The organism is Psychrobacter fulvigenes, assembly GCF_904846155.1.
Taxonomy (GTDB): domain Bacteria; phylum Pseudomonadota; class Gammaproteobacteria; order Pseudomonadales; family Moraxellaceae; genus Psychrobacter; species Psychrobacter fulvigenes.
The window spans coordinates 297,827-322,668 of sequence record NZ_CAJGZP010000001.1; the positions used below are offsets into that span (position 1 = coordinate 297,827).

The 24,842-nt window shown below is 44.4% G+C and carries 20 protein-coding genes and 1 pseudogene; 11 read left to right on the forward strand and 10 right to left on the reverse strand.

Annotated features, from left to right (window positions below; genetic code table 11):
* Positions 1-155 precede the first annotated feature (155 nt).
* A complete protein-coding gene (locus JMX03_RS01360) occupies positions 156-2,177 on the reverse strand; it encodes a tetratricopeptide repeat protein (RefSeq protein ID WP_201593929.1) in 2,022 nt (673 codons plus the stop codon).
* A 431-nt stretch (positions 2,178-2,608) separates the two neighbouring features.
* Here JMX03_RS01360 and hemA point away from each other — a divergent pair, with 431 nt between their 5' ends.
* The 5 genes and pseudogenes from hemA to JMX03_RS01385 all read left to right on the forward strand — a co-directional run.
* Positions 2,609-3,925, forward strand: coding sequence for a glutamyl-tRNA reductase (gene hemA, locus JMX03_RS01365; RefSeq protein ID WP_201593930.1), 1,317 nt, complete (start codon positions 2,609-2,611; stop codon positions 3,923-3,925).
* 167 nt (positions 3,926-4,092) lie between these two features.
* Complete coding sequence (locus tag JMX03_RS01370; RefSeq protein ID WP_201593931.1) at positions 4,093-5,229, forward strand: aminotransferase class V-fold PLP-dependent enzyme; 1,137 nt, start codon at positions 4,093-4,095, stop codon at positions 5,227-5,229.
* Positions 5,230-5,438: 209 nt separating this feature from the next.
* The gene (locus JMX03_RS01375; RefSeq protein ID WP_201593932.1) at positions 5,439-5,876 is read left to right on the forward strand and encodes a YeeE/YedE family protein; all 438 of its coding nucleotides are present in this window, start codon (positions 5,439-5,441) and stop codon (positions 5,874-5,876) included.
* An 80-nt stretch (positions 5,877-5,956) separates the two neighbouring features.
* Entirely contained in the window at positions 5,957-6,376 is a 420-nt protein-coding gene (locus JMX03_RS01380; protein WP_201576002.1) for a DUF6691 family protein, read from the forward strand.
* A gap of 345 nt (positions 6,377-6,721) precedes the next feature.
* Positions 6,722-7,857 (forward strand): annotated as a pseudogene (locus JMX03_RS01385) (RNA-guided endonuclease TnpB family protein); the annotation flags it as partial.
* A gap of 109 nt (positions 7,858-7,966) precedes the next feature.
* Here the strand turns inward: JMX03_RS01385 and JMX03_RS01390 are convergent.
* A complete protein-coding gene (locus tag JMX03_RS01390) occupies positions 7,967-9,631 on the reverse strand; it encodes an AMP-binding protein (protein WP_201593933.1) in 1,665 nt (554 codons plus the stop codon).
* Positions 9,632-9,929: 298 nt separating this feature from the next.
* Between JMX03_RS01390 and JMX03_RS01395 the strand changes: the two genes are divergently transcribed.
* On the forward strand, positions 9,930-12,086 hold the full coding sequence (locus tag JMX03_RS01395) for an NADPH-dependent 2,4-dienoyl-CoA reductase (protein WP_227695094.1): 2,157 nt from the start codon (positions 9,930-9,932) through the stop codon (positions 12,084-12,086).
* Between the two features lie 148 nt (positions 12,087-12,234).
* On the opposite strand, the gene JMX03_RS01400 is transcribed toward JMX03_RS01395, so the two are convergent.
* Together JMX03_RS01400 and JMX03_RS01405 are read right to left on the reverse strand one after the other, a co-directional pair.
* Positions 12,235-12,999: a lysozyme inhibitor LprI family protein gene (locus JMX03_RS01400; RefSeq protein ID WP_201593934.1), complete on the reverse strand. Its 765-nt coding sequence runs from the start codon at positions 12,997-12,999 to the stop codon at positions 12,235-12,237.
* A gap of 362 nt (positions 13,000-13,361) precedes the next feature.
* Entirely contained in the window at positions 13,362-13,910 is a 549-nt protein-coding gene (locus JMX03_RS01405; RefSeq protein WP_201593935.1) for a hypothetical protein, read from the reverse strand.
* Between the two features lie 153 nt (positions 13,911-14,063).
* Here JMX03_RS01405 and JMX03_RS01410 point away from each other — a divergent pair, with 153 nt between their 5' ends.
* Positions 14,064-14,339, forward strand: coding sequence for an amphi-Trp domain-containing protein (locus tag JMX03_RS01410; protein ID WP_201593936.1), 276 nt, complete (start codon positions 14,064-14,066; stop codon positions 14,337-14,339).
* A gap of 78 nt (positions 14,340-14,417) precedes the next feature.
* Here the strand turns inward: JMX03_RS01410 and JMX03_RS01415 are convergent, their stop codons facing one another.
* Positions 14,418-15,437, reverse strand: a complete 1,020-nt coding sequence (locus JMX03_RS01415) for a lipoate--protein ligase (protein WP_201593937.1) — start codon at positions 15,435-15,437, stop codon at positions 14,418-14,420.
* Between the two features lie 416 nt (positions 15,438-15,853).
* Here JMX03_RS01415 and JMX03_RS01420 point away from each other — a divergent pair, with 416 nt between their 5' ends.
* Positions 15,854-16,900: an AlbA family DNA-binding domain-containing protein gene (locus JMX03_RS01420; protein ID WP_201593939.1), complete on the forward strand. Its 1,047-nt coding sequence runs from the start codon at positions 15,854-15,856 to the stop codon at positions 16,898-16,900.
* Between the two features lie 127 nt (positions 16,901-17,027).
* On the opposite strand, the gene JMX03_RS01425 is transcribed toward JMX03_RS01420, so the two are convergent.
* Both JMX03_RS01425 and JMX03_RS01430 read right to left on the reverse strand, forming a co-directional pair.
* Positions 17,028-17,201 (reverse strand): hypothetical protein, encoded by a 174-nt coding sequence (locus JMX03_RS01425; RefSeq protein WP_406947689.1) that lies wholly within the window; start codon positions 17,199-17,201, stop codon positions 17,028-17,030.
* A 27-nt stretch (positions 17,202-17,228) separates the two neighbouring features.
* Positions 17,229-17,540 carry a Trp family transcriptional regulator gene (locus tag JMX03_RS01430; RefSeq protein ID WP_201593941.1) on the reverse strand — a complete coding sequence of 104 codons (312 nt, stop codon included), beginning with the start codon at positions 17,538-17,540 and terminating at the stop codon, positions 17,229-17,231.
* Positions 17,541-17,799: 259 nt separating this feature from the next.
* Between JMX03_RS01430 and trpB the strand changes: the two genes are divergently transcribed.
* Together trpB and JMX03_RS01440 are read left to right on the forward strand one after the other, a co-directional pair.
* Complete coding sequence (gene trpB / locus JMX03_RS01435) at positions 17,800-18,993, forward strand: tryptophan synthase subunit beta (RefSeq protein ID WP_406947733.1); 1,194 nt, start codon at positions 17,800-17,802, stop codon at positions 18,991-18,993.
* Positions 18,994-19,320: 327 nt separating this feature from the next.
* Positions 19,321-20,229: a DMT family transporter gene (locus JMX03_RS01440; protein WP_201593945.1), complete on the forward strand. Its 909-nt coding sequence runs from the start codon at positions 19,321-19,323 to the stop codon at positions 20,227-20,229.
* 37 nt (positions 20,230-20,266) lie between these two features.
* Here JMX03_RS01440 and JMX03_RS01445 read toward each other — a convergent pair whose 3' ends face one another.
* Entirely contained in the window at positions 20,267-20,833 is a 567-nt protein-coding gene (locus JMX03_RS01445; protein ID WP_201597686.1) for an LOG family protein, read from the reverse strand.
* Between the two features lie 32 nt (positions 20,834-20,865).
* Positions 20,866-22,014, reverse strand: a complete 1,149-nt coding sequence (locus JMX03_RS01450) for a hypothetical protein (protein ID WP_201593947.1) — start codon at positions 22,012-22,014, stop codon at positions 20,866-20,868.
* Between the two features lie 261 nt (positions 22,015-22,275).
* Here JMX03_RS01450 and nemA point away from each other — a divergent pair, with 261 nt between their 5' ends.
* The gene (gene nemA / locus JMX03_RS01455; protein WP_201593949.1) at positions 22,276-23,385 is read left to right on the forward strand and encodes an alkene reductase; all 1,110 of its coding nucleotides are present in this window, start codon (positions 22,276-22,278) and stop codon (positions 23,383-23,385) included.
* Between the two features lie 121 nt (positions 23,386-23,506).
* Here nemA and JMX03_RS01460 read toward each other — a convergent pair whose 3' ends face one another.
* The gene (locus JMX03_RS01460) at positions 23,507-24,808 is read right to left on the reverse strand and encodes a BaiN/RdsA family NAD(P)/FAD-dependent oxidoreductase (protein WP_201593950.1); all 1,302 of its coding nucleotides are present in this window, start codon (positions 24,806-24,808) and stop codon (positions 23,507-23,509) included.
* Positions 24,809-24,842 lie beyond the last annotated feature (34 nt).

Genomic DNA, 24,842 nt, shown 5'->3' on the forward strand with positions numbered 1-24,842 from the left:
TTAAGATATGGCCAAAGTAGCTTACGCTCAATTTGTTACTCAGTTATCGCCTATTGTTAGAAACTTATAAATGGCGTGAGTAATGATTGTATGTCACGCAGACAAGTGCCATTAATGCTAAGTCATACCATAAGCTATGAAGTCAGGTGAGGTCTTCAATAAAGCTGCACACGATCATTGACGTTTTGTTGTCCAAAGGAGAAGCGTTGCTGTAGGTCGGCTAACAGTGCCTCGACTTTGTCATCATCTCCTAGGCCTTGATAGGCACGCAATAACAGCACACCAGAACGTAGTGTAGGCAGCACATCATAAGGCGTCTGTAGATACTCTATAACTTGGGTATAATTGTCATTGGCTAAGGCATTGCTCGCCAGCACATTCAAGGCTTGTAGATGTAACTCATTGTCATAGCGAGGATCATCATAGCGGATTTGAATGACAGCTTGCGCAATTTCTAAGCCTCTTTCAGAATCACGATCATTAGATAACAATAGCTGCGCGTAGCTGAGCTGATATGATAAGTTGCTAGGGTCTAGTGCTTGTAAATGGTTGAGTAAGGTGCGTTTGACGATATAGTCTGTGACGTCATCAAGCAGTTGCGTGCGGGCAAATAAGATCATCTCATTATCAGGATACTGACGACTGGCACGAGTCAATAAATCTAGTGCCAGATCTGCTTCATTATTTTGCCATAAGATATCCGCTTGTAAAACGTAAGCATCGGGCGCAAAAACCTCAAACTGTCTACGGAGCTTTTCTAACGTCGCGATGGCCGCATCGATGTTCCCCATCAACAGCTCAAGGTCGACTACTTTTTTGCGTGCCGCCAATACCAAGTCTTCTTGTATGACTTCATTTAAGTACGACTTGGCCTGAGCAAAGCGTTGCTGGCGCTCAGCACTGATGCCAAGATAATAATAGGCTTGATCCAGATAGGCTGGGTTTTTTGCCAGCATATTCAGCAGTTGGTCTGCGCTACGATATTCTTCAATATCCAAACTGACCAAAGCTGCCAATAAGGTGATCTCTGTATCATCGCTAAAGCGATTATGCGTATCGAGCAGTAGCTCCCATGCCGCTTGGCTTTCCTTTAAATCTAGTAAGTAGCGAATCTCATATAAATATAAGCTCTTGCTGTTTGGATTACGCAAACGTGCCTGACTGACATAGTTTATGACCGTCTCTGCTGGTTCTATCTTGCGTAAGATATCCGCTTTTAGGGTCACAAAAGGCACATAGTCTGGCTGACGCATCAAAGCACGGTCGATATGTATCAGAGCGATTTCTGGCTCGTTAAACTGATTGAGTAGCCCCGCCTTTAACACCGATAAAGAGGCGTTTTGCTCACTGTTAATTGGCTCTAATGCTGCTAGCAGTTCACGCTGATCACGATCGGTCGTCGGGTAAATTCCAATCAGAATTTCACTCAAGTCAGTACGTGGATCATAGCGCAAAATACGGTTTAGAGTCTCGCCTGCCAGGGTATAGTCATGAGCTTTCAGTGCCAAATGCGCCACATAAAACCAAGCAGGGACGTGGTCTGGGTTTTGCTCTTGCCACGACTTGGCAAACTGCAGCGAGGATCCAACGGCTTCATGACGCAGTGACAAACTCAGCGCGCGCTCAAATACCGCGGTGGCATCTTCTTTAAAAGACTGCTGTTTATAAAGCGCTAGCGCACGGTTGATGTCACCACGACTTGCCGCAAACTCCGCATCTAGCAAGGCATATAGGCTGGGTTCGTTTAGCTCTGGTTGTATGACAATGGCTGAAGGTGGGCTTTCAAGATTATTAGCATCGTTAAAACCATTACGCTGGTTTGATAGCGTAGTGGATTGATACATTTTATCAAAACCAACTGCCCCATCTGTATCAGCATCAGCTGAAGATACAGAGTTCGGCGCTGACGTTTTTGTATCATCAGCAGCTTTATGCAGTCTAATATAACTGGTACTGCTATCCTGAATAGCGCCTGCAGTACTGTCTATATTTAGCTCAGCAGAGCTTGCTTGAGCAGAAGTCCCTAAACACAGACAAGCGGCCAACAATAATGTTAGCTTACGATAGTGGCGCAGACGACTCATAATGACGTTTAATAAAGCCTGAATACGAGATTGGCTGTCATACTCAAGTGTTGGCGCGGGCGTTGATGGCAACAATGACCCAAAACAAATCATAGATAGCGGTATTTACCTATTAAAAGAGTTCTTTATTATAAAAGTGGATGAGGGCAGTTAACAATAGTACTCGTGTTACCTAATAGCGAATACTACCGAAAACCGATGCACGGTTCTATAGTAGAGGTCACTGACTGGTATTATTTATATTATAAGTACAAATTCTATTATAGGTACAAACTAAAAGCAGGTAGGGCGGTTGATTTATGCTCTGAGTGCCCAGATACAAGCGGATACTGGCTAAGTATTAAATAAAGCCCGTAAAAATGCTATAATAAACGGTTTTATATATAGCAATTGCTGTATAACCTATTCAAATTAATAACGTTATATTAGATATGCACCGGTTTACGTTCGATAATAGTATGCTTATGTGTAGCATTGCTATTGTCTAGCATATTTCTGAGCGTTATATTTATGGTCTATTGATAATGAGATTAGTGGTCATTGGGGTCAATCACAAAACCGCACCAGTCGCTTTGCGTGAGCGTCTGGCGTTTGTGGGCGATGATGTGGCCACCGCACTTGGTGAGCTCAAAGCTTTCACTGACGGCAGCGTGATTGTGTCGACTTGTAATCGCACAGAAATTTACGCCTTGGTACCTGAGCCTAGTAGTGCAACGACAACGTCGGCTACCGCGGTGATGTCCGCACATGTCAATCATATCAAAACTTGGCTTGCTAATTTTAAGCAGCTACCGATCGCTGAGATTGAGCCTTTTTTATATGTGCATCGTGACACACATGCGCTGACCCATTGGCTTAGAGTCGCTGCAGGGCTTGACTCCATGATATTGGGTGAGCCGCAAATACTTGGCCAAATCAAACAGTCGGTACAACTGGCGCAGGCTGAACAGTCGTTAAGTGGTCAGCTAAACTGGGTGGTAGATCAGATATTTGCAGCTTCCAAACGGGTACGTAACGAGACTAAGGTCGGCGCCCACGCCGTATCGCTTGGCTTCGCAGCGGCCAAACTGGCCACGCAAATTTTTGATGACATGTCCAAGCGCACTTTGCTGATTGTCGCTGCAGGCGAGATGAACCGCTTGGTGGCCACGCACATTGCAGGTCTAGGAGTAGGCCGCATTATTATTTGTAATCGCAGTCCTGAACGCGCTGAGGCCTTAGCAGATGAGTTACGTCTGCCCAATCGCACTGTGGAGGTCAGATCACTACAAGATCTACCGCAAGTACTTGCAGAAGCCGATATCGTCAGTAGCTGTAGTGGCAGTATGGACATCTTGATTGATAAGAATATGACGGTGCAAGCACTAAAACGCCGCCGCTATCAGCCAATGCTGCTGATAGATTTGGCAGTGCCACGTGATATTGACTCGACCATCAGCCGTATGGATGCCGTCTATTTGTACTCGGTTGATGACTTGCAGCATGTCATTGCAGGTAATCTTGAGCAGCGTCGTCAAGCTGCCGTCGATGCTGAACTGCTGGTCAGTCAGCTGGTCGTCGAGATGGAGCGCAGCTTTCAAGTACGTCAAGTGGGCCGTGATATTCAACAATATCGTATACGCACCCATGACCAAGTGGATAAGTTGCTGCATGAGTCTATTGCCAAGCTTGGGCAACAAGATGCCAGTGCTGAAGACATCATTACTGAGCTGTCACGGCGTTTGACTCAGACTTTGACTCACGCTCCATCGAAGCTCATGCGTAAGGCTGCGCGTGAAGGTGACAGTGAGCTGCTGGATTTTGTGGTATCAGGGTTACATGACGCCTATCGTCGGCGCTAAAAACTGACATTAAATGAAGCGGTCTGTTAGGGTTGCTGTGATGGTTTTCAGCCATTGTCAGGCAGCATTTTCAGTGCTAGTATCAAACCATCAGGGTCATTGCTATCAGCATTACCAAACGGACATTCATTTAACGGATATTTACTTAATATTACCAAGGAGCTTCCATGCCAGCATTACGTCAAGATATTGATCCAGAAGGCTTATTAGAGTACTCAGTGGTTTATACAGACCGCGCCCTCAACCATATGTCGAAAGTCTTTCAGCAAGTCATGAAGGATCTGTCGAGCAATTTGCAAGCAGTCTACAACGCTGATGCGGTGGCCATTGTGCCAGGTTCTGGTACATATGGAATGGAAGCGGTCGCACGTCAATTGGCAAATGATGAAGATTGCTTAATCATTCGTAATGGTTGGTTTAGCTATCGTTGGACGCAAATCCTAGAAAAAGGCAAAATTGCCAAGTCGTCTACCGTACTGACAGCAAACCGTGCTGAAGATACGGATGCGCCAAAACCGTTTGCACCGGTCGATATCGATGAAGCCGTTGCCAAGATTAAAGAAGAAAAACCAGCGATTGTGTTTGCTCCGCATGTTGAAACCTCATCAGGGATCATCTTGTCAGAAGACTACATTAAGGCCTTAGCAGATGCCGTGCATAGTGTTGGTGGTTTGTTGGTTATCGACTGCATCGCTTCTGGTTGCGTCTGGCTAGATATGAAAGCACTGGGCATTGACGTGATCATTAGTGCGCCACAAAAAGGCTGGAGCAGCACACCGGCTGCTGGCTTGGTGATGTTAAGCGCTGCGGCAGTCAAAAAAGTAGAAAGCACTGAGTCTGATAGTTTTAGCTTGGATCTTAAGCAATGGCTAAACATTATGCGCGCCTTTGAAAACGGCGGTCACGCTTATCATGCGACCATGCCGACAGATAGCTTACGCCAGTTCCGTGATACCATTATGGAAGCCAAAGAAATCGGCTTTGATAAGCTTTGCGTTGCTCAGTGGGAGCTAGGCACACGTATTCGCCAAGTGCTTGCAGACAAAGGTATTGAAAGCGTCGCGGCTGAAGGGTTTGAAGCGCCAGGTGTGGTGGTTGCTTATACTGACCGTGATGACATGCATAAAGGCAGTGCATTTGCTGAAGCTGGCATGCAGATTGCTTCTGGTGTACCGCTTAAAGTCGGTGAGCCAGAAAGCTTTAAGACTTTCCGCTTAGGTCTATTTGGTTTAGATAAGCTTACTGACGTAGATGGCGCAGTGCAGCGTTTTGAGTCGGTTCTTGTTAAAGTATTGGCTAAATAGTCATACATCATTGTAATAACCATAGCGATAAATCTTGTTAATAAAGTAAATAAAAATACTGAGCTTCTGAGCTCAGTATTTTTTGGCTATTTACTATGTTTTATTATATAATGTATTTATATGAATCGAATATATGTGCAACAATACAACGCATTTAAAATCAAACAACGACATATCAATAAATTAAAAAGCAGGCTAGGTGAGACCTTATGAGTATACAAATAGACTGGCAAGCATTTACTCCGATCTCTTTAGTAGGTGGAATGATGCTAGGCGTGGCGACGATAATTTTGCTACTGGGCATTGGGCGTATAGCGGGTATTAGTGGGATTTTTTCCAGCCTGCTAAAACCCAAACGCGTAGAGATGTGGCAGGTATTGTTTATACTTGGCCTCATCATCTCGCCATTGTTATATAAGCTGGCACGGCCGTTACCTGATGTAGAGGTCAGTACCTCCTTGCCTCTGCTCATCGCTGCAGGTTTGCTGGTGGGTTTTGGTACGCGCTTAGGTTCAGGCTGTACCAGTGGTCATGGTATTTGCGGTAATGCGCGCCTATCTCCCAGATCATTGGCGGCGACCGTGACCTTTATGTTTTTTGGCATCTTCACCGTCTATATTGGACGGCATCTACTCGGACTGCTCTAAATGTTGAGCAGAATAGATAGAGTGCGGTGAAGACAGAGTTTAATACTATTAATAAAAGATGATGATAGCGAGAGACGACAATGCTAAAAAATATAATTGGATTACTAGCAGGGTTATTATTTGGATTTGGACTGCTGATATCGGGCATGACTGACCCTGTTAAGGTACAAGGCTTCTTGGACGTGTTTGGTGCGTGGGATATCTCCTTGGCACTGGTGATGGGTGGCGGCTTGGCAGTCGCTATCGTTGGCGTGCAGTTGGCTAAGCGTCAGCAGACCAGTTGGATTGGTACATCAATCGATATGCCAAGCAAAACAGTCATTACGAAGCCGCTTATTATTGGGGCGATGCTGTTTGGTATCGGCTGGGGTCTTGTTGGTATTTGCCCTGGACCAGGTATAGTACTGCTCGGTACTGGACAGTGGCAAGCTTATGTCTTTATCCCAGCGATGATCCTTGGTATGCTGATATATCAATGGCTTGAGCCCAAGCTTGGCTAATGGCTTTGATTAATGAAAGAGTAAACAAAAAGGTCAGCCTAAAATTATTAGGCTGACCTTTTTATGACTGTAAATTAAACTATAGTCAGTACTAAATAAAATCGCTACGTTAATAGCTACGTGCTACTGGTATAAGTTTTCCTCGCTGGCTGTGCGCTTCGCACTCCAGAGGCTTCGCAAAATTTATTCCAGCAGCACTGTATCGGTTTTAACATTTCAGCGCAGAATTCCCCTACTTCTAAAGTAGTGGGATGAATGCGTTATTGATAACTACCCTTACTCCCTATGGTATTATAATTAATAATTATAACGCCAATTAACAACAAGCTCCTTATGACCAAGCAAATCCTAAAAGCCCATAAAGTCAGGCTGTACCCCAATGAAGAACAGCAAATATTCTTTGCCAAATCATTCGGCTGCACACGCTTTATCTGGAATAGGATGCTTAGTGACAAGATTGAGCATTACAACGAGCATAAGGCCGAGCTTAAAAATACTCCTGCTCAATACAAAAAAGAGTTTGAATGGCTAAGAGAAGTCGATAGCCTGGCACTGGCCAACGTCCAGCAAAACCTAAGAGCCGCTTATAGTAAATTCTTCAAAGGTTTAGGCTTTCCTAAGTTTAAGAAAAAAGGTCAGCGTGACAGCTACACCACCAACAACCAAAAAGGTACGGTATCCATCACCAGTAATAGCGTTAAGCTGCCCAAAATTGGTTATATCAACGCTAAGTTCCCAAATAAAATAAATGGATTAATCAAGTCAGCGACCATCAGCAAAACCCCCTCAGGCAAGTACTATGTCAGTCTATTAGTTGAAACCATCGCTACAACACTGCCAAAAACACACTCTAACATTGGTATTGATTTAGGACTGACAGACTTTATCATCCTATCAGATGGCAGCAAAGTCGCTAATCCTAAGTTCTTATCAAAGCTGCAACATAAGCTTGCGCGAGAACAAAAGATACTGGCCAAGCGTAGAGCAATGGCCAAGGCCGATCAACGCAAGCTGTCTGACAGCCGCAACTATCAAAAGCAAAAGTTAAAGTCGCTAAGGTATATGAGAAAATAAGCAATACCCGAAAAGACTTTCTACATAAACTCTCATTCAATCTCATCAAAAACCACGATGTGATTGCCATAGAGGACTTAAACGTCAAAGGCATGGTTAAGAATAGAAAGCTTGCTAAAGCCATATCAGACAGCTCATGGTCAACCTTCACCACCATGCTGGCTTACAAAGCCGATTGGTACGGTAAAACGCTAATCAAGGTTGATAGATGGTATCCCTCATCTAAGACCTGCTCAGGCTGTGGTCACTTGCTAACTAAGGCTGAGCTGCCATTACAGGTGAGATCATGGAATTGCCCCAGCTGCTTGCAATCCAACGATAGAGACATCAACGCCAGTATCAATATCCTCAATGAGGGTTTGAGACTGGCATCACTCAAAACCGTCGGTACGACGGGGTTAGCTTAGTCCATTTGCCTAACCGCTGATACAAAACATTGTATCAAGTAGGGGTATTACCTAAGAAATCCCCACCTCTATAGGTGGTGGGTAGTTCATAGCAATTTGACTATATGCGCTAGGTGGCACTTGGAATGACCTTGGGTGTTTCATGCGCTAGCGACTTAGCCGCTTGCCGTAACTCAAATTTTTGCACCTTACCTGTACTACTCTTCGGTATTTCAGTAAAGATGATATATTTAGGCACTTTAAAGCCAGCCAAATGCTGTCTACAATGTTCAGTCACAGCATCGCGCTGTAGGGTGCTGTCTTCATGAATCTCGATAAAGGCAACTGGTACTTCACCCCATTTCTCATGTGGTGCTGCAACGACCGCACAGCTTGCGACAGCTGGCATGCTGTAGAGCACGTTTTCAATCTCAATACTCGAGATGTTCTCGCCACCTGAAATGATGATGTCTTTGAGCCTATCCATGATTTTGATATAGCCATCAGGGTATTTAACCCCTAAGTCACCGGTACGGAACCAGCCATCAGCAAAGGCAGCTTCAGTAGATTTGCGGCTTTTGAGATACCCTTTCATGATCATATTGCCGCGCAGTGCCAGCTCGCCCATCTCCTCGCCATTGGCCTCGACAGGCTCTGTAGTGCCTTGTTTAAAGACATCAAAACCCGTCATCAGGTGTGAGCGTACGCCTTGACGAGATTTCTTTTGCGCGCGTCCATTCACGTCAAGCTCGTCCCATTCTTCTTGCTCAGCACAAACTGAGACTGGTCCATAAACTTCGGTAAGTCCATAAACGTGCGAGATATGAAAACCCATGGCCTCCATCTGTGCCAGCATGGTTTCTGATGGCGGCGCACCAGCGACCCAGCCTTTTACCTGATGCTCAATCGCTTCTTTATATTCAGCTTTGCCGCCAGCAATCATATTATGCACGATAGGCGCCGCGCAGTAATGGCTCACTTTATGCTTGGCAATCAGTTGCAAAATCAGGTTGCCATCAATCTTACGCAGGCAGATATTGACTCCTGCGCGTTCAGCAATTGTCCATGGAAAGCACCAGCCGTTACAATGAAACATCGGTAGTGTCCATAGATACTGCGGATGCTTGGGCATGTCCCAATCTAGGATGTTTGACACCGCATTCAATGCAGCGCCGCGATGATGATACACCACGCCTTTAGGCGCACCAGTGGTGCCAGAGGTGTAGTTGAGAGAGATAGCATCCCACTCATCGAGCGGCTTTTCCCAATTGTCTAGATTGTCTGAGCTGGCGATTAGCTCTTCGTAGGTCATTTTGCCAAAGCGTTCAACGTCAATGGCATCATCTGTCGCATGGATCACGATTAAGTTAGGAAAAGTCTCATCGATAATCTCGGCAAGATCCGCAAACTCACTGTCCATGATGAGTACTTTTGCCTCAGAGTGCTGTACGCAAAAGGTGAGGGCGTTGATATCGAGACGGGTATTCAAGGTACAAAGGACGCCGCCTGACATGGGTACGCCAAAAGCGGCCTCAACCATAGGCGGAGTATTTGGCAACATAACCGCCACGGTATCGTTTTTATCAATGCCCAGTTTGCGCAGGCCATCAGAGAGCTTGCGGCAACGCTCATAAGTCTGCTGCCACGTTTGCGTTAGCTCATTGTTTTCAAGATCATCATAGATGATGGCGGTTTTATCAGGATAAACTTGTGCGCTACGAATGACAAAGTCAATAGGCGTAAGTGGTTGGTAGTTAGCAGCGTTTTTGCCGAGACCTGTGTGAAAGTCAGTCATAGAGATAGTCCTTTATCGTGTTTTTTCCATTTGGTGAAGCAGCTACAAACTGATGAAACGTTTGACTCACTGTAAACAATAGCCCATTCATTATAGACAAAAATACTTAAAAAGTAAGCATACTTTGTGACGTTTGCTTAATTGGGCGCTGTGAGCAAGAGAAATTATCACGATAGTGTTCACTCATCAGTCGTTTGTCCGCGTAGCTGATGATAATCGCGGTGTGTTAGGATAGATTCAATATTAATTTTCGAGTTATTTATAGAGCGATAACCCATTAATTCATAAGGATAATGATATGAGCACCAGCACCACTGCTACTCGTAATGCCAGCACTGATAAAGCAATTGATGTTGCTAATACCAATGAGCAATACCCACACTTATTTGAGCCGCTGGACTTGGGTTTTACGACCCTAAAAAACCGTGTGGTGATGGGCTCTATGCATACAGGCCTTGAGGATCGTTTTTATAATTACGGTAAGCTTGCTGCCTATTTCGCTGAGCGTGCCAAGGGCGGCGCAGCGATGATGATCACGGGCGGTATCTCACCCAATCGTGAAGGTTGGCTCTTGCCTGCTGGCGGCACTATGAATACCAGAGCTGATGTCATCAATCATCAGCGTGTCACTCGTGCTGTGCACAAACATGACAGCAAAATCATCATGCAAATCCTGCACAGTGGTCGCTACGGTTATCATCCCTTTATCGTGTCAGCAAGCCCGATCAAATCACCGATTACGCCCTTTAAACCACGTAAGATGAGCATCAAAAACATCGAGCAGACGGTTGAGGATTTTGCTCGTTCAGCACGCCTAGCTAAGCAAGCGGGTTATGACGGTGTTGAAGTGATGGGTTCTGAAGGTTATTTGCTCAACCAGTTCTTATCTCGTCATGTCAATAAGCGCGATGATAAATACGGCGGTGATATTCATAATCGTATGAAGTTTGCCGTCGATGTGGTTAAAGCTGTCCGCGCGGCAGCTGGTGAAGACTTTATCATCATATTCCGCTTATCGGTCATTGATTTGGTCAAAGACGGTAATACCATGGAAGAAGTCATCACTGTCGCCAAAGCGCTAGAAGAAGCAGGCGTGACTATTATGAATACTGGTATCGGCTGGCATGAAGCGCGCGTACCGACCATCGTAACCAGTGTCCCGCGCGCTGCCTTTGTCGATTACACTGCCGAGGTCAAAAAGCACATCAGCATTCCGATGATGGCCGCCAACCGTATCAATATGCCAGATACTGCAGAAAGCATTGTCGCTAGCGGTCAGGCTGATTTGATTCAAATGGCGCGTCCGTTCCTCGCTGATGCCAACTGGGTCAATAAAGCCAAAAGTGGTCAGGCCGATCGTATTAATACTTGTATCGCGTGTAACCAAGCTTGTCTCGACCATACTTTTGAGAATAAACGTTCAACCTGTTTGGTCAATCCGCAAGCCTGCTATGAGACCGAGCTGGTCTATAAAAAAACCAAAAAGCCGCAAAAAGTCGCGGTCATCGGTGGCGGTGTCGCTGGCATGTCAGCGGCGCATGTCGCAGCGCTACGTGGTCATGAAGTCACCTTGTTTGAAGCAAAAGATATCTTGGGTGGACAATTTAACTACGCCAAGGTCATCCCAGGTAAAGAAGAGTTCTTTGAGACCATTCGCTACTATGTCAATGAGCTTGAGCACTTAGGCGTTGAGATTAAGCTTAATACCAAAGTCGACAAAGCCATGCTCGAAAAAGCTAATTTCCATCATGTCATCGTCGCTACTGGCGTGGTACCGAGAAGCCTAGAAGGTAAGCTGGAAGGTGCTGACCTGCCACAAGTGATGAGCTATGCAGAGTTGCTATCAGGTGAGAAATCTGTTGGTAATACGGTCGCGGTCATCGGTGCAGGTGGTATTGGCTTTGATGTCAGCGAATACCTGACGGCCAATCATGGTCAGCCACTGGATGAGCTTGGGCCTGAGACCCTAAAAGATCCAAGCTATCGTCCTACGCCGCAGTCGGTTGATGAGTGGCGTGAAGAGTGGGGCGTCAACGCTGAGCCTAACTATCAAACCGAGGGCGGCCTGATCAAACCTGAAGGCATCACACCAGTTCGCCAAGTGTATCTCATGCAGCGTACCAAAGGCCGCTTAGGTCGCGGTCTCAACAAGACCACAGGTTGGGTACACCGCGCTCATGTCAAATCGCATGGCGTCATCCAAGTATCGGGCGCCCAGTACGAAAAAATCACCAATGAGGGTATTTGGATCACCAACAATCAAGGCCAGAGTCAGCTACTACGTGTCGATAGTGTGGTGGTCTGTGCTGGTCAGGAGTCAGTGGTAGAGCTGATGCCCAATGTCGGTGATGCGCCAGACGCACAATACCATCTCATCGGTGGCGCAAAACTAGCGGCAGAGCTCGATGCCAAACGCGCGATTCGTGATGGGGCAGAGGTTGCCGTGCAGATTTAGAGTACGATTCAAAATCATAAGTTAAAATTAGCAGACGGCAGGGGAGCAATTTCCTGCCGTTTTTTTTGGTTTAGAATATTTGTTTTCTTAGAATACGTATTCAGTTCAACTTACGATTGTCCCGAAAGAATGAAGAGATTCGGCTCACTTAATCTCGTTCTAATAGTATTCTATCCAAATAACCTCGCGCACCACAACGCCTCAATCTAAATTGGTCATCAATATCTCTCAGTAATAACTGAGTTTTGCCTTTATAAGGTGCTGGATATAAACGTAGCTCAAGGGTTTCATTTGCTTGATTCTCATCGTTAATAACCCAATGATTCTGTGACCATCTTGCAATGCTTTCTCCAATACTACAGCTATGAAAATTAGTAAAAAATAAATCTCCTTCAATAACGGAGAGATGAGGTTTGTTAACGACACTATTAATTGAAAGAGTGTTTGTTACTTCTTGTGCATCATTTCGGCCAGTTTCTGAGTTATATATTGAGATTTTAAAGGTTTGGGAAAACTTGCCAAATGAGTTCTTGCTCGGTAAATCAGAATGACTTAACTCATCTGAAAAGCTCCAAACCGTACCTTTGATATTTTTATCTTCAATATACTCTTGATACTCACGTATAAGACATGCTTTATCTTCGCAAGTATTCCGTTGAAAATCTAGCCATAATTTCTGATCTATAATGACATTATTTTTATAGATTTCGCTATCTTCTTTAGCTGCATCAGTGAGATTGCTTCTATATTTTTTTGCCATTACTTCATCAAACTTTGATAGTTCAGGGCTTTTGCATATAGTCTTTTCCACCCAAGTACTGGCTTTATTACAATCAAAGCTTGCCGAATTTGCATTACTATTCAGTGTGCAAACACCTAATATACTTAATATTGTTAAAGATATTTTTTTCATATTTTTTCGTTTAATAGAAAGTGAGTGTTTTTTGATAAAGCTAGATTAGCCTAGCTTTATTCATAAAGTATAAACAAATTTATAGTCATAAAGTCATCTTAATTTAGCACAATGAAATATAGCTTTATTTCATTCAACTTGTTCGCTGGGCTAAAAGCCCAGCCTACATTTCTTGCTGATGGCGTGCGGACTAATTTGTGCAAGGAGAATTCTCCTTTAAGGGAATTCTCCTTGCAAGCCTAAAATTGTGTGCAATTTTTTTACGGCTTTCACGTCAGGGCTAGCGGTGAGATCTTGTTTCTTGCGGATAATGGTCGTGGTTTGGGTTCTTTATTCAGAACCAATCAACACCACCTCCAACCTTATATTTCAGCCAATACTTGATTCAGTGGTTGCTTAAGCTGCTGATATTTTTCAGGCATTTGCTTAAAAGGCTCGAGGGTAAAGCTAAAGGTTTTATCTCCATCAAAAACCCAGTAATTCCCCACCAGTTTGCCGTCTTCGGTTTGCAGATTGTCATGCGGGACATGATTGACAGAGAATTGATTTTTCTTAGCATCATACCAAACACCCATCGCCCGCAGCGCTTGCTCGTCGCCATAAGTCAGCGTTAGCTGTGGCTGAATCTGACTATCCAGTGACGCCAAACTAAGCGTCTTGGTAGTAAAACCGTCTAACGCCTGCGCCCAAGTAGCATCACTTGTAGTCATCGCAGACACGCCAGCCCATAGCTCTCTAGCAAGAGTTAAATCAGCCTCTGAGCGAATAATCGCAAACAAATCCTCTTGGACGATTTTTATTTGTTGGCTTTGAGGATGTATCGTCACCGTCGTTTTATCAGCGGCTATTATATTATTCTCTATCCCAAAAAAAGAGGTCAGCGCGAAGAAAAGAATGGTGAGTTGTTCCATAGGTTGAGTTACCGAGTTTTAGGATGATTGTTGATGAGCTTAGGGGCGGTATAGCATTTGCTGGTTTATTAGCATACGCTTAATTGATAATTTAAATATGTAGGCTATCATAATAGTAGTACATGCCAGTATCTTTGATAAAGGAGCGCTATCATGGCCAAAGAAGTTAGATTGTTTAAAAGTAAAGAGCGAAAAACCAGAGAAGAAGTTGTGGCGTTTTTGCATGAGTTGGCGGACAAAATCTCCACTGGAGCGTTGGTACTCAGCCAAGGCACCGAGGATTTGCAATTAGAGTTGCCAGAGAATCTTACTTTAGAAGTCCAGGTCGAAAATGAAGAGAAAAAGAGAAAAGGTACCGAGCATAGCCTTGAGATCGAGCTCAAATGGTATGACAATGATCAATCAGCAAAAGGGCTAACGCTTAAATAGCCTCTTAGCTTTAGTAGCTTATCATTTGAATGAGAAGGTGGGTTGACGGTAGCTCAACCCACATAATTATTTAAAGATTTAAGTTTCCATCTCACCAAGCAACCACGCAGACACGTCATTAATATGCGCTGCCAAATCAGAATGCGCTTTGCTGAGCTCAGCAAGCTTGGCTTTTACCTCATGTCTATCATATTTAATATCAGTCAACGTCTCTTTTAATAGATCGATTAATTCAACGTTTAGCGCATCAGAGAAGATGACCACCTCGCTAATCACTGCGTGCTTCACATCAAGGTGCAAATCAATAATGCCCCAATCAAAGCGCGTCTCAATGTGATGAGTAAATTCAGGGGTCTTGCCAAAACGCCAGTCCCAATCTGCCATTTGCTGATAGTATTTGTTCAGGTTAGGCTGCTTGGCGAGACTGGCTTCATCCAGCTCTTCTACTGGCACAGTGTCGCCATAATCAGTGTCACGATAGTATTCAAAAAACGCCTCAATAATTGCATCTGATAACGTCTCGTGATTGATGTCTTCATTAAATTCAACCAAATTGGCTACGCGCGCACGTACCGATTTAATGCCTTTGGCTTTGAGCTTAAGCGGGTGCGGATTGAGATAATCGCCCAGCTTTTGCATATTGGCATTCACCAGTAACGTGCCGTGATGAAAGCTACGATCCGCCGCATGTTTAAAGGCGCTGCCTGATATTTTCTTATCACCGACTTGCATATCGTTACGACCAGATAACTCCGCGTCTATGCCCAGTTTTTTTAGCGCATTGATGATAATGGTAAAGTTCGCTTCTTGGTCGTAGTCGTCTTTGGGCGATAAAAAGGTAAAGTTGGTATTGCCCAAATCATGAAACACCGCGCCGCCGCCGCTCTGACGCCGCGCCAAAAATACATCGTCTTCTTCCATCTTATCAATTTTGCATTCTACCCATGGGTTTTGCGAGCGCCCAATGACCACGGTCTCGCTATTGCGCCATAAGAATAGCGTGTGTGAGTCGGGATTGAGCGTATTAAATATCCAATCCTCGGTCGCGAGGTTAAACCAAGGGTTGGTCACGGCAGACTTTAAGATGCGTAGTTTCATTGTTTGTCCTTTTTATTATGAAGATTATTAATAGAAGCTATTGTTGCTGATGCGGGGTTAGAATTCAATGGCTGTCTGGTAGGGAGGATAGTTTTAGGATTTGAATATTGAGAAGAGGATTTATAAAGTTTTGGGGAATGGTTAGTTGTTGGAGCCAATCCTGCTATCCGCTTGTACCTAACTTGTCGATGGCGTGCGGACTGGTTTGTCTGGTGGCGTTTCAACATTTGAGCGATCACCCCCCCCAGCCATAGTCGGCAACGCCATCGTCGGTGTTAGGATACCGCTACTATCAGGGCTAAACCGCTTCCCAAGTCGACCATTGATATTTTAAAGCTTCACTTATTCCTATGCTATTATTAGGACTAAACTTAAGTAAATAAAAATTCATTTTAAAACTAGCTCGGTGAGAATACATGTCAAATAAAAAAATATTAAAATTAAATGAGTTATTAATACTTAATGTTGACGCCTTAACTAAAAGAGTTAGTAACCGAGAAAGTGAACGTAGAGAGTTTAAGCTAAAGTTTGATAATGGTAATTTACCAAAGCTAGCTCGAACTATGGCATCTTTTGCTAATAGAGAGGGTGGGGTTTTATTCTTTGGCATTAGAGACCAGCCTAGAGAGCTAGTAGGTGTAAATGAACACGAGATACCTGATGATGTTATATTTACTAATTTCTTAAAGCAGTATTTCGAGCCTGAAATTTTGTTTGAATCAAAAACTATAGAGTTATTGGGCAAGAACATTCATTGTTTGATTATAAAGCCATCAATTAATAAGCCTGTAATTTGCAGAAAATCAAAATCTCTAGTAATGCAAGGCAAGCCACAGAAAGAAATATTAAGAGAAGGTGCCATTTATTATCGCTACTCTGCTTCATCAGATGAGATTAAGTACGCTGATCTAAAAATCATACTTGATAATGAAAAAGAGAATTTTTTTAAGTCTATGATAGATAATATTACTCTTTTAAATAAAGTTGGAATGGATAGAGCTGCTATTATCGATGCACAAGAACTGTCTGAGAATGATAGCTCTGCATCTGTATTTCTAACCAATGATACAGCGCGGAATCTAAACTGGATAGATAGTGGTAGGTTTGTCGAAGATGAAGGTGATGGAGAAAAGGCTTATTATGTGGTAAGAAAAGTTGAAATAAAACATGGTGTGGAGATAGCTAAACCAACAGATTTTGCAATAACGCATCAGTTAACAAAAACAGCCTTATGTAGGTCCGTAAAAATAAGTGGATTGAATTTCGATGCAGTTATTTGGAAATTAGGAATTAAAGACAACTCTAAATATCATATATCTTCAAATCACGGAAAAAATAAAATACATAAGTTTAAAAAAGAATGCGAGGATATCATCTTAAATGCTTATCCTTTAGATATGGAAAAACGTCTTGAAGCAGTGAAAAAAATCACCGAAGAATATAAGGCTGCTTTACGTAAATAATAACGATCATCTTGAGATATGGTTTAGGCTAAACGAGCAGATATAAGATGATGGCAGGATTAGCTCCACCAAATCCATAACCCAAAAAAAACGCCCCTAAAGAGCATTTTTTTCATCTACCCAAATCCTAAACCCCAACACCCTGCCCAAAATCCTCCCGCAAAATCCTCGCCATATTACGCTCAGCAAGTCCGGTAATAAACACATACGGATTGACGCCTGCGCTGCCAAGGATTAACGCGCCGTCTTGCACGTAGATATTCTTATGCCCTTTGACGCGGCCAACTTCGTCAGTCGCCAAACCCAATACGCAGCCGCTATGCAGACTTCACAGCTTAATCTCTTTACCAATATCAGTTAACCACTCATCAACCTGATGCTGCTCAAACACCTTAGCACCACGCGAAACGGTTGCGATACCGACACCAAGCTGGGCGCTAATCTCTCTTTGCGTGACGCCTTGCTGTAGTAGGGCAAATATGGTTAAGCGATTGGCTAGCTCTGTTTGCTCTTTTTCTGTCATGAGCGCATCGAATATCGCTGATAGGCGCGTTCTGTCATCCGTCTCTACCAGTAGCTTAAGTAGATAATCATAAGCATCGCTTGCCTGATTTTTTGCCTGATGGTCATCTTGTCGCATTTCAACATCCTCTTAAATGAATCAAACCAGCTAATAAAAGCTCACTATAAATACGTGCAAATCAACTCTAGTTATTGACCTTATACAGGACTTAACTTAAAATACGTTTCAGTGTACTAGAACATGAATACAACGGCCTTATTATAACGCCACAAAAATAATTTGCTTGGATAATTTCCAGATATTAAAGCTTCAAAACTAAAATCCCAAAAACTAAGGTTTAACGATGACAATTGAAAATACGGCAAGTAGCTACGGGCTGCATCACTCAATCCTACCTAATAATGAAGGTTTGTACGGTGAGTTCGGTGGCAAGATTGGCCACCCTGAGCTTGCCAAAGCCATGGATGAGATAGAGAAGGGCTTTCGTGAAATTATCAAAGATGAAGACTTCGTCACTGAGATGAAACGCTTGCGTGAGACTTATATCGGCAGACCAAGCCCGATATTTCATGCCAGACGCTTAACCGAGCATTGCGGCGGCGCGCAGATTTACTTTAAACGTGAAGACTTAAACCACACTGGCGCGCACAAAATTAACCATTGTTTGGGTGAAGTGTTACTGGCGAAAAAGCTTGGCAAGACCAAAGTTATCGCTGAGACTGGCGCAGGGCAACACGGCGTAGCCTTAGCAACGGCGGCTGCCTTGATGGGCGTTGAGTGCGAGATACATATGGGCGTGGTCGATATCGAAAAAGAACACCCTAATGTCAGCCGTATGAAAATTTTGGGTGCCAAAATCGTACCAGTATCACGCGGGGCAGGGACGCTAAAAGAAGCGGTAGACAGTGCCTTTGAAACCTATATGAATGAGCTGGATAGCAGTATGTTTGCGATCGGTTCGGCATTAGGGCCGGCGCCTTATCCAGAAATCGTTAGCTACTTTCAGTCGGTCGTTGGCCGTGAGGCACGTGCGCAGTTTTTGGAGACGACTGGCCAGTTGCCCAATAAAGTAGTGGCTTGTGTCGGTGGCGGCTCGAATGCGATTGGTATTTTTAGCGGTTTTTTGGATGATGCAAGCGTTGAGAAAATAGGAGTGGAGCCTGCGGGCGAGGGTTTAGATACTCCCAATCATGCAGCCACCATGACGCTGGGTATTAAGGGGGAGATTCATGGCTTTAAGTGCTATGTACTACTCGATAAGGATGGCAAGCCAGCCCCTGTGCATTCGATAGCTTCTGGTCTTGACTATCCAGGCGTAGGTCCGCAGCACTCGCTGTTACGCGATATGCAGCTAGCGACTTATGAATCGGTGACAGACGCCGAGTGCTTAAAGGCCTTTATGGCGCTGTCACGACTGGAGGGTATTATTCCAGCCTTAGAGTCCGCCCATGCCATTGCTCATGCGATGAAAATTGCCAAGGATATGTCACCAGAGGAGACTATCTTAGTCAATTTATCAGGGCGCGGGGATAAGGATATTGATTTTGTATTGGATAAGGTAGATCTGTAGAGTAGCAATGAATGATAAGCCGATAAAAATAAGTGATTAATCAGAGCGGATGCACTCTCTGTTTAGTCTTTGGTTAGTTCCTATTTAGCCACTATCTATCAAGCCTATAAACCGTTATGATTGCCATGTTTTTATAGCATGGCATTTTTATTGACTGGCCCAAACAGTCTATAGTTAATACACTTTAGAAATGACATAGCGCTACTGGAATGAATTTTGCGTAGCCTCTGGGAACGCAGCACGCAAGTAAAATTTATACCAGTAGCGCATCTCAATCTATAACAGTTTTATTTTCAATTGACTATATACGCTCAATAGGATTATTCAGTGACCAAACGCGATCTCATTACCTTTATTACGCTCTCTTGCATGTGGTCGCTGTCCTTTATCTTTTATCGGGTTGGCGTTCCTGAGTTTGGTTCGTTATCGTTTGCCAGCTTGCGCGTGGTGTTTGCTGGATTCACGATGCTAATCTTTGTTTTATTGAATGCCAAAAACAGACGCGGTATTCGTGAGAATTTAAAAACACTGGCGCTTGTGGGTTTGTTTTCTGCTGCCATTCCCTTTGTGTTGTTTTCATTTTCGGCGCAGTCAGTGAACGCAGGGGTGCTAGCTGTGCTTAATGCTTCCGTGCCGATGATGAGTGGCTTTATCGCCAGCACGTTTTTTAATGATAAATTGGCAAAAAAGCAAATCCTCGGCTTAGTCATCGGCGTCATCGGGGTGGTGATTTTGATGAGCGAAAGTTTGTTTGGCGGGCAGAGTGCAGAGTTAGGTATCAGCTCAGGGTTATTGCCGATGGGCTACGCTTTATTTGCTTGCGTCGGCTATGCTGTTGGCGCCAATATCACCAGAAACTACTTGGATGACATCTCACCGATTGCGATCACCTCAGGCTCGTTGATCATTGCCAGCGTGGTCATGCTCCCCATTGCAGTGGTTGAGTTTCCGTATGGCAAAAGCATCAGTCTATTCGCTTGGGTGTCAGTGGTTTGCATCGGGGTGTTTTCAACGGCGATTGCGCTCATCTTTATGAACCAGCTGATTAAAAGTATTGGCCCAATGCGTGCCACGAGCATTACCTTGGTGATTCCAATCTTTGCTATTATTTTGGGGTATTTGCTGCTTGGTGAAGCGCTGGATCTGCTGGCGATTATCGGCTCAGTGGTGATATTGATTGGGACGTATCTGTCTCTGAACTTGTCATTGACGATGTTTAGAAAAAAGACGATTTAGTTGTGGGAAGCTTTAGCCTGCTTATATTGGCGTAAGCTTAAGTTGTCCATTTAGGTTTGGGCGGTGTATAAGCGGCCATTTGATCAAACAGCTCTGTCACGTCGTCTGATATCATCAGCATATCCAGATATTCTTGTTTCATAAAGCCACCAGCGACCATGGTCTCAAAAAAGGTGAACAGGCCATCAAAATAACCGTTCACATTTAAAAAACCACAGGGCTTGTGGTGCAATCCTAGCTGACCCCAAGTCCAGACTTCCGAGATCTCTTCTAGCGTGCCAGGACCTCCAGGTAGGGCGATGAAACCGTCAGCAAGATCTGCCATGATGGCTTTACGCTCATGCATGCTTTTTACCAATATGAGCTCGTTGACGCCAGTATGCGCCAGCTCCTTATCTGCCAAATGATCGGGAATAACGCCGACGATATGTACGCCAGCAGCAATGGCTGTATCAGCCAGTGCGCCCATTAGCCCGACCTTACCGCCGCCATAGACGATATGCAGTTTTTTCTTTGCCATGACTTGAGCCAATTCAATGGTTTTTTCGAGATGCTTTGGATCTGCCCCTTGGCTTGATCCACAAAAAACGGCAATGCGCATTATTTTCCTTAAGAGTTTTTATTTGAACGCTTTATTTATTGGCTAGTCTCGTCTACACAAATGATACCATGCAAGCAGTTTCTAGCTCGTACGCTATCCCATGGCGAAGATATTGCTAACGCTTGACCCAATTGATAATGAGTCACTTGCCATGCGTTTATTTTTTGATCGTTTTCATCTTTGTCAGGCACAGGATATGACTGATGGCGCTCGTCATCTGACTGCTGCATAAATACCAAAAGCTTTTGTACATCTTGAGCCAGTTGACTGTCAGTACGTTCAGTCAGTTGCATCATCAAGCGTTCATCTGCTGGAATATAAAATTTGCGTAGATCATCATCAAACCATTGAGTATTCTCTGAACCAAAAAAGAGTAGATAACGATAGGTATCAAACAAAGCCTTAGCATCATTGTAGAAGTTACTTTGTGGATAACGTTTCATAAAGTCTTCCCAGAAGACAGCACGTTCAACCAATTCTTCAAAAGAAAAGGCAATCGCCGCATCGAACCAAAATAACTCTTGGTTGTCTTGCGCCATACGCTGAATAAATTCACTTTGGTCATCTGGCAGATAAGGGGTAAATATATCAGCCATTGCCGATAGGTCGTGATGAAACTCAAAATCGTTTGCGCCCATGTATCTTATGCTAACGTCCGCATTACTTCTGATCAAACCAATAAGATATCGAGCACGAGGGCTGATCTTTCTTAATTGTGCTACAGCGATACTTTTACCTTGTTCCACATTGCTCATAACGGTAAAAAAGTCTTCATCGTCTATAGAGCTATCAGACTGCAAAAACCGTGCATACATCGCTTGGTAGTTTACTAGCCACTGCAGTACCTCAGCATTATCAGCCGCTGGTAAGCAAGCAGCTAGTTGGCGCTGCACCGCACGCAGGCTTTCGATTTTACTTGTATGGTCAACAGCGTTTATATTGTCATCAAGCTTGCTACAAATGAGCTGCTCTCTTAATCTATCCGCAGATGAGTCTACTAAGGCAGTCGTAAGTTGCTTTGGAGTTTTGGCTTCTATCAAAGGCTGGGTGCTTGGAGGCGTTGCCGTTTGCGTAGAGGTTGAAGTGGCGTCCGATGGGTCAGTTTTATCCGCAGGAGGCTGGCAAGCAGTGATACCAAACAGTAGGCTTGCACCTATGATAAGTGCTATTTTGTTCTTTTGCACAAATTATATCCTTTGAATAATTGGGGAACTTATATAATGTAAGAAATTCTACTACCTTCTTCATAGCTTTAGAACACCGCTCATATAATCATTTTTAAAAATAAACGGTCTTAAACGAGTGTTGTTGTTTGTAACGCCCGCTTGAATAATAGCGTATACCCCTTATAAAGGAAATCGAAAACAGCGCTTTAAGACATGCTGGTATAAGCATTATTAAATAACTTTATCATCCGTTTTATATAACAACAAACAAGGCTTTTTATGGCACACGATAACTTATTTGAACCGCTCAAGATGGGTACTCAAACGCTAAAAAACCGCATCATTATGGCACCGTTGACACGTCTGCGTGCGATTGAGCCAGGTGATGTTCCAACGGCGCTGGCTAGTGAATATTATTCGCAGCGCGCGGGCGCAGGACTTGTCATAACTGAGGCAACGCAGGTTTCTTTTCAAGCTAAGGGCTATGCTGGCGCGCCAGGTATTCATACCCAAGATCAGACCACAGCATGGAAAGCCATCGTCGACAACGTCCATGCCAAGGGTGGCAAGATCGTCGCACAGTTATGGCATACTGGCCTTGTTGCGCACAAAAGCCTACAGCCTGACAGTAAAGCCCCTATCTCTGCATCAGACGTCAAAGTCGGTGCTCGTACCTCTCTTCGCGATAGCGATGACCAAGCGATTCGTGTCGAAGCGACACCGCCGCGCCCAGCGACTATTGATGAGATTAAGCAAGTCGTTGCTGACTTCGCCCATGCGACCAAATGTGCGCAAGAGGCAGGTTTTGATGGTGTAGAGATTCATGGTGCTCACGGTTATCTGTTGCATCAGTTCTGGGTCGAGCAAACCAACAAGCGTGATGATGAATATGGCGGTAGCCGTGAGAATCGTGCGCGCTTGACGCTTGATATCATCGAGGCTTGTGTTGATGCTTGGGATGCGGATCATGTCGGTATTCGCGTGTCACCACAGGGTACTTTTAATGGTGTAGAAGCAGGCTACGATGAAGATGACAATATCTGGCTAATTGAGCAAATCAATAGCCATGGTCTGATGTACCTGCATCTGTCAGAGCCTGATTGGGCAGGCGGTACACCATATAATGATGGCTTCCGTCAGCGTATCCGCGATGCTTTTGACAATATGATTATCGCCGCTGGCGGTTATACGATTGAAAAAGCGGAGAAAAATATCAAGGCAGGTTATATTGATGCCGTTGCCTTTGGTCGAGACTATATTGCCAACCCTGATTTGGCAGAACGTATCCGTCAAGGTGCACCTTTAAATGAGCAACATCCGCAAACCTTCTATGGCGGCGGTACGGAAGGCTATACCGATTATCCGTTTTTGGATGAGAAACAAGCTTAATATTACAGCAAAGTGATAAAGCTTTCGTTCCTAAATCAAGCGAAGCCCCGATAGCGTAATGCTGTCGGGGCTTTTTATTATATTTTAATGATACAACCAAACGATATAATAAAATACTTCCTTAAACCACTTCACCGCAGACAAAGCCGCTGGCCCACGCCCATTGAAAGTTATAACCGCCAAGCCACCCTGTGACATCGAGCACTTCACCGATGAAATACAGCCCGTCTTGCAAGTTACTTTGCATGGTTTTTGAGGAGATATCGTTGGTTTTGACGCCGCCGCGTGTCACTTCTGCCGTGCGATAACCCTCAGTACCAGAGGGCTTTAGTTGCCAGCCATTGAGAGTAGCCCCAAGCTCTATTAGGCGCTCATCTTTAATATTGGCAAGTTCAGTATCTTTGATATCTTCCCAAAGATGGCTTTGTAATGCAGCAAGCAGCTTTTTGGGGAGAGCATTGTCAGTGCTTTCTGCCAGTACCGTTCGTATTAACTGCTTGGGGTGCGATTTTTTGCGAGCGAGAAGCAGCTCCGTGACATCAGTTTCGGGCAATAAATCAATAGTGATGGTCTCGCCAGTGTGCCAGTAGTTAGATAGCTGCAGCATAGAAGGGCCTGATAAGCCGCGATGGGTAAACAGCAGTGGCAACTTGAATGAGATACGCTCATTACTAGCGATCACAGGTAAGCTGATACCAGCCAAGGCGCGAATGAGCTCGCCGGTTTTATCGGTAAAGGTAAAGGGCACTAGACTGGCATCGGTTGCGATAAGTGTATGTCCAAATTGCTGCGCCAACTCATAGCCAAACCCGCTTGCGCCCAGTGTTGGAATGGACAAACCACCTGTCGCCACCACTAATGATTCACAGCGATAGCTGGCTTGCGAAGGTTTGGCGGCATTGGCTTCGGTTGCAGTGAGAGCAGCTTGTTTGTCTTTTTTGCTGAGTTTTTTCGAGGTTAGTAATTGAAAACGCGCGTTATGCTTATCAGCAGTGGCCTCAATAGTCTCAACTTTGTCAATCTGGGTGTTGATTCGGACTTGCACACCGACCGCTGCACATTCATCTAGCAGCATGGTTACAATATCTTTTGCTGAATCATCACAAAACAGCTGGCCATTATCTCGCTCATGATAAGCAATGTTATGCTGTTCGACCATGGCGATGAACTCCCAACTGGGGTAACGGCTTAACGCTGATTTAAAAAAATGCGAATTGCTGCTGATAAAATGCTCAGGCTCGACGAAATAGTTGGTAAAGTTACAGCGGCCACCCCCTGACATCAGGATTTTTTTGCCTACCTTATTGGCATGATCTAACACCAATACACGGCGACCACGACGCCCAGCGGTCAGCGCACAGTATAGCCCAGAGGCTCCCGCGCCGATAATGATGACATCATAATATGTAGGGGAATTATTCATTGTGGTTAGAATCCATAGAGGGTGGTCGATAAAG